This window comes from Kitasatospora sp. NPDC050543 (genome assembly GCF_044457565.1).
Classification (GTDB): domain Bacteria; phylum Actinomycetota; class Actinomycetes; order Streptomycetales; family Streptomycetaceae; genus Kitasatospora.
The window spans coordinates 90,228-96,227 of the sequence record NZ_JBITGZ010000027.1 but is presented as its reverse complement, the minus strand read 5'-3'; the positions used below and the strand labels follow the sequence as shown (position 1 = coordinate 96,227).

The window sequence follows — 6,000 nt, the reverse complement described above, 5'->3', positions numbered from 1 at the left end:
CCCCGGCGCCGCCCCCCCCCGCGGGGGGGGGGGGGGGGGTGCGGCGGGGGGGGGGGGGGGGGGTGGCCGGGGGGGGGGGGGGCGGGGCGCGGGGGGGGGGGGGGGGGGGGGGGGGGGGGGGGCCGCCCCCCCACCGCACTGTGTGCCGTCCGGGCTGTGTGCCGACGGGTTTCAGCTCCGACGGCCGGCGCCCTCCGCCGGGCCTATGGGTCTCCGGGCCCCGGGCGGGGGCCGTTCGGCTGCTCGGCTGTGGCGGGCTGCTCCGTGATGGCCCGGTGGATCAGCTGGGCGAGGTGCAACGCCCTTCGGCCGTCTGCGAGTTGGCTGATCTGGGTGCGGCAGGAGTAGCCGTCCGCCAGGATCACCGTCTCGGGGGCGGCCGCGCGCACCTCGGGGAGCAGGACCCGCTCCGCGACGGCCGCCGAGACCTCGTAGTGGCCCCGTTCGAAGCCGAAGTTGCCCGCCAGCCCGCAGCAGCCGGAGTCCAGGACGCGGTTCTCCAGGCCCATCCTCGCCTCGATTCGCCGGTCGGCCTCGGTGCCGAGCACGGAGTGCTGGTGGCAGTGCGTCTGGGTGATGGCGCTCGCCCGTACCTCGGGCAGCTCCACGCCGGCCGCGTGCTCGTCCAGGAACTCCGCGAAGGTGCGGGTGCGGGCGGCCACCGGCCTGCCGTCCGCGCCGAGCAGCTTGGGCAGCTCCTCGCGCAGTGCCGCCGTGCAGCTGGGGTCCATGCCGATGATCGGCAGGTCGTCGGGCAGCGCGCGCAGGCTGCGCCGCATCACCCGGCGGGCGGTGTCCAGCTGGCCGGTGGAGACCCAGGTCAGGCCGCAGCAGACCGGGCCGGAGGGCAGCTCCACGGTGAAGCCGAGGTGTTCGAGGACCTCCACCGCGGCGCGGAGCACCTCGGGCTGGAGGTGGTCGGAGAAGGTGTCCGGCCAGAGCAGCACCCGGCGGGAGGCCGCGGCGGTGGCGTCGGACGGCCCCGGGCCGATGGGTGGGGCGGCCCGGTCCGGGCGGCGGCGGAACCAGCGGGTGAAGGTCTCCGGCGGGAAGAGCGGGATCGCCCGCCTCCGGTCGATCCCCGCGATCCGCTTCAGCGGCCCCGCCAGCGCGGAGCCGGCGATCCGGTTGGCCACGCCCGGGGCCAGCGCCACCGCCCGCAGCCAGAGCGGCAGCCAGCCCATCGACAGGTGCGACGCGGGGCGCGGCCGGTGCCGGTAGTGCTGGTGGAGGAACTCCGCCTTGTACGTCGCCATGTCGACGTGCACCGGGCAGTCGCTCGCGCAGCCCTTGCACCCGAGGCACAGGTCCAGCGCCTCCCGTACCTCCTCCGAACGCCAGCCGTCCGGCACCGCTTCGCCGCGCAGCATCTCGGCGAGCAGCCGCGCCCGGCCGCGGGTGGAGTGCCGCTCCTCGCCGGTGGCCATGTAGCTCGGGCACATCACGCCGGTGCTGGTGTCCACGCACTTGGCGACGCCGACGCAGCGGTGCACGGCCGTCAGCAGGCTGCCGCCGTCCTGCTCGTAGGGGAGGGCGAGCGGCAGCTCCCGTACCGGCCCGGCGAAGCGCAGGTCGGCGTCGAGCGGGCGCGGGTCGACCAGGTTGCCGGGGTTGAGCAGGTTCTCCGGGTCCCAGATCCGCTTGAACCGGCCGAACAGCTCGATGATCTGCGGCGGGTACATCCGGGGCAGCAGCTCGGCGCGGGCCTGGCCGTCGCCGTGCTCGCCGGAGAGCGAGCCGCCGTGGGAGACCACCAGGTCGGCCGCCTGCTCCATGAACTCCCGGAAGGCCGCGCTCCCCTGAGGCTTCGTCAGCGGGAAGTCGATCCGCAGGTGGACGCAGCCCTCGCCGAAGTGCCCGTACGGGATGCCGCGCAGCCCGTGCCGGTGCAGCAGGGCCCGCAGGTCGCGCAGGTATCCGCCGAGCCGCTCCGGGGGTACGGCGGAGTCCTCCCAGCCGGGCCAGGCCTCGGCGCCGCCGGCGGGCCCGGAGCCGCTCGGGGGCAGCCGGGTGACGATGCCGGCGCCGGCCTCCCGGACCGCCCAGAGCTGGCGCTGCTCGCCGGGGTCGGTCACCACCGTGACGGTGGCGGTGCGCTCGCGCCGTACGGCGTCCGCCAGGGCGCGGGCGGCGTCCAGTGCCTCGGCCGCGGTGGCGCCGCCCGCCTCCAGGAACAGCCAGCAGGCGCCGTCCGGCAGCCGGTCCAGCGCGGGCGGGCGCCGGCCGGCCGCCAGCAGCGCGGCGATCAGGTCGGCGGCCATGCCCTCGACGGTGAGCGGGCGCAGTGGCAGCAGCGCGGGGACGGCGTCGGCGGCGGCGCTCTCGTCCGGGTAGCCCGCGACCACCAGCGCGCGGGCGGCCGGGGCCCGGACCAGCCGTACGGTGGCGCCGAGGAGTACCGCGCAGGTGCCCTCGGTGCCGGTCAGGGCGCGGGCCAGGTCGTGGCCGTTCTCGGGGAGCAGGGCGTCCAGCGGGTAGCCGGAGGTGCGCCGGGCCAGGGCGGGCATGCCCTGGCGGATGGCCGCGAGGTTCCGTTCGGTGAGGTCCAGCAGGGCGCGGTGCACCTCGCCCGCCCGGCCCGGCAGGTCGCGCAGCCGCCGGCGCTGATCGGCGGTCAGCGGGCCGCCGACGGTCAGCTCGGTGCCGTCGGCGAGCAGCAGGTCCAGCGACTCGACGTTGTCGCAGGTGCGGCCCCAGGCCACCGAGTGCGAGCCGCAGGAGTCGTTGCCGATCATGCCGCCGAGGGTGCAGCGGCTGTGGGTCGACGGGTCTGGGCCGAACCGCAGGCCGTACGGGCGGACGGCGGCCTGGAGGTCGTCCAGTACGGTGCCGGGCTCGACCCTGGCCGTGCGGCGCTCGGGGTCGACCTCCAGGACGCGGCCCAGGTGCCGCCGGAAGTCCAGTACCACCGCGCCGGGGCTGATGGCCTGGCCGCCGATGCTGGTGCCGGAGCCGCGGGCCAGCACGGGCACGCCGTGCTGGCGGCAGAGGGCGAGGGCGGCGCGGACGTCGTCGGCGTCGGCGGGTTTGACCACGCCGAGCGGCAGGTGGCGGTAGTTGGACGCGTCGTGACTGTAGACCGTCCGCTCGGCGGGGCCGAAGCGCACCTCGCCGCGCAGTGCCGAGGCCAGGGCGTGGGCCAGCTCGCGGGCGGCGGCGTCGGTGGATCCGGCGGATCCCGTCACGGGCGGCCTCCCAGGGTGAACGCTGCGCTCATGCCGTCGATCATCGCAGCCCGGTGGGCGCCGCGGGGGCGGATCCGCATACGTCCGACCCGGGCCCGGCGCGGCGAAGCGGGTGGCCGGGGTGGGCGGGGCCCCGCCGCCGCGGTGGGGGTCGCGGCGGCGGGGCGGCTCTTCGCCCGGTGCCCGGTGGGATCCGGGCTCGGCGGCCGCCCGCGGAGTACGGCGGAGGGTGTGGCGGGGGAGGGCGCGCGGTACGGCGGGGTGTGGCGGGCGGCGGTGAGGTGTGGCGGGCCTCAGGCGGCCGGTTCGGCGAGCTTGCGGCGGCGCTGGCCGGTGACGGCGCCCCGGGCGATGTGGGAGAGCTTGGCGACCTCGAACGCCGGGTACGCGCCGCCCGCCAGTAGCGAGAACTTCATGCCCTCGCGGCCCGCAGGGCGCTGGTGGCCGGGCGGCAGGAAGCGCCGGTGGTGCTCGGCGGCGCGGTGGAAGAACTGCGGGCGCTCGGCCCTGGGGACGCAACCGGCGAGGTCGAAGACGAACAGGTAGTGCCGGATCATCCGGGTGAACAGGTACGGCCGGACGGCGTCGAGCTCTGGTCGGGCGTCCAGGAGCTCGAAGGTCCGCTCGTACTGCTCGAAGATGTCGAAGTGGCTGCTGCCGGGCGAGCCGGTCGGGTGCAGGGTGTGCCGGCGCCGGAGCTGGACGCACTCCCGGGGGAGGGCCGCCACCCGGGTGGCGGCGAGCAGCGCCTGGTGGACGACCGGGATCTCCTCGTAGTGACCGTCGGGGAAGGCCAGTGCCAGGCCCGTCCACAGCTCGCGGCGCAGCAGCCGGTCCCAGGCCAGCGGTGCGGCGCCGAACAGCTCCGGGCGCTCCAGCGGGCCGACGACCTCGTCGCCGATGCCGGACAGCAGCTCCTCGGCGCTGCCGGGCCAGTCCCGCCCGCCGTGCCGGCGGCTGTGGCCGAACAGCAGGACGTCCACCGGGCCGGTCTCGTGCAGGCGGTTGGCGAGGGCCTGGAAGGCGTCCCGGGGGAGGGCGTGGTCGCTGTCCAGGAAGAGCAGGTACTCGCTGCGGGCGTGGGCGGCCCCGGCGTTGCGGCTGCGGCCGACACCGACGGCGGCGTTCAGGCGCAGGACGGAGATGTGGGGGTGGCGGGCCGCGTAGGAGTCGGCGAGCTCGCCGGGGGAGTCGGCGGAGCGGTCCACGACCACGATGACCTCGAAGTCGCGGAAGGACTGGGCGAGGAGCGAGTCCAGGCACTCCGTCAGCTGTTTCTGCTGGTCGTAGGCGGGGAGTACGACGCTGATCAGGGGTGAGGGCATGCGCTGGAGGTTAGGAGCGGGGCACGCCCGCAGGCAACGGGCGCCGGGTGCCCGAAACTGACCAATACCCGTCAAAAGGAACGGCGTGCGCCATATCTTCACGCGGTCCTGCGTATGCGTCCACCGCATGTGCCCGACCTGTGCGCCGCCCGTGCGCCGACCGGGGCCGGGCGGCCGGGCGGATCCGCACGCGCCGCAGGACAGCACCCCACGAGGGGTGCCGCCCTGCGGCGAGCGATCCGCGCCGGCTCAGTACGCGTGGTGGACCTGCCAGAACTTCCACGCGCCGCAGGGGCTGCCGTAGGTGGCGTTCATGTAGCTGAGGCCCCACTTGATCTGGGTGGCGGGGTTGGTGCGCCAGTCGGCGCCGGCCGAGGCCATCTTGGACGCGGGCAGGGCCTGGACCAGGCCGTACGCGCCGGAGCTCGGATTGGTCGCGGTGACGATCCAGTTGCTCTCGCGCTCGACGATGTTGCTGAAGCATTGCAGCTGGCCGGCGGGCACGATCTGGGCGGCGATCTGCTGCGGGGTACCGGAGAAGACGCTCTTGGCGCTGTTCAGCGCGGCGCGCTGCTGGGAGCGGGAGGCGGCGGCGTCGGCCTTGGCCTTCGCGTCGGCCTTGGCCCTGGCGTCCGCCTTCGCCTGCGCGTCGGCCTTCGCCTTGGCGTCCGCATCGGCCTGCGCCTGCGCCTGGGTGGCAGCGTCGGTCTTGGCCTTGGCGTCGGCGTCCGCCTGCGCCTGGGCGGCAGCGGCAGCGGCGTCCGCCTCGGCCTTGGCCTTGGCGTCGGCGTCCGCCCGGGCCTGCGCCTCGTCCGCGCTCGCCGCCACCGGCCGCCCGTCGACGGACAGGCTCGCCGCCGGAGCGGATGCCTGCGCCGCCTCGCCGCTCTGCGGCAGGGCCAGGGCGGCGGTCGCGGCGCTCGCCACCGCCAGGGTGGTGACGCCGGTGATCAGGGAGTTGCGGCGGGCATGGCTGAGCTGCATGGAGCGGACATCCTCTTCCGTCGTACGGGGCCGTGCCGGAGCACGCGGGCGATCGCGCAGCGTGCTCGGGGGAGCAGGCCCGCGATGCCGTCTCGGACGGCCATGGCACCCCGGCTGTCGGGACGGGGCGGGCGGGATGCGCAGCGGTGGGAGGGCCGCGCTGCCTGGCGACGTCCGACATTCTTTACAGAGCGCGACGAAGGGGGCAACGAGAGTTACTACTACGCCCGATAGTGGACGCGGCGAGGCGCCCGGCCCGCGCCGGGCGCCTCGCATCCCCTGGACGAAGTAGGGATTCACTAAGCGAATCGGCCCCCGAGCCTGTCCAAATGAGCCTGGAAACGCCTGGTGGCCTGCACTCTTGCCGGTCGCCCGCCCCTGCGTTCCCGCCCGTCGGCCCCCGGTCCGCACCGGCCGGCGCCACCCGGGCGCCGCCATCGACTATCGACGGCAGTAGTCCCACCGGCCCCTGTGCGCGGGCTCACAGGCCCGGCCCCGTGATCCCG

Annotated in this window: 3 protein-coding genes; all 3 read right to left on the bottom strand. The window is 75.9% G+C overall.

Annotated features, from left to right (window positions below; translation table 11 throughout):
* Positions 1-203: 203 nt before the first annotated feature.
* Positions 204-3,185 carry an FAD-binding and (Fe-S)-binding domain-containing protein gene (locus ACIBH3_RS27470; RefSeq protein WP_396314766.1) on the bottom strand — a complete coding sequence of 994 codons (2,982 nt, stop codon included), beginning with the start codon at positions 3,183-3,185 and terminating at the stop codon, positions 204-206.
* A gap of 293 nt (positions 3,186-3,478) precedes the next feature.
* On the bottom strand, positions 3,479-4,510 hold the full coding sequence (locus ACIBH3_RS27465) for a glycosyltransferase family 2 protein (protein WP_396314765.1): 1,032 nt from the start codon (positions 4,508-4,510) through the stop codon (positions 3,479-3,481).
* Positions 4,511-4,759: 249 nt separating this feature from the next.
* Complete coding sequence (locus tag ACIBH3_RS27460) at positions 4,760-5,494, bottom strand: lytic transglycosylase domain-containing protein (protein WP_396314764.1); 735 nt, start codon at positions 5,492-5,494, stop codon at positions 4,760-4,762.
* Positions 5,495-6,000: the final 506 nt, after the last annotated feature.

Excerpts from the sequence above, each read along its gene's own strand:
- ACIBH3_RS27460 (WP_396314764.1), bottom strand. The coding sequence starts at position 5,494 with ATGCAGCTCAGCCATGCCCGCCGCAACTCCCTGATCACCGGCGTCACC.
- ACIBH3_RS27465 (WP_396314765.1), bottom strand. The coding sequence starts at position 4,510 with ATGCCCTCACCCCTGATCAGCGTCGTACTCCCCGCCTACGACCAGCAG.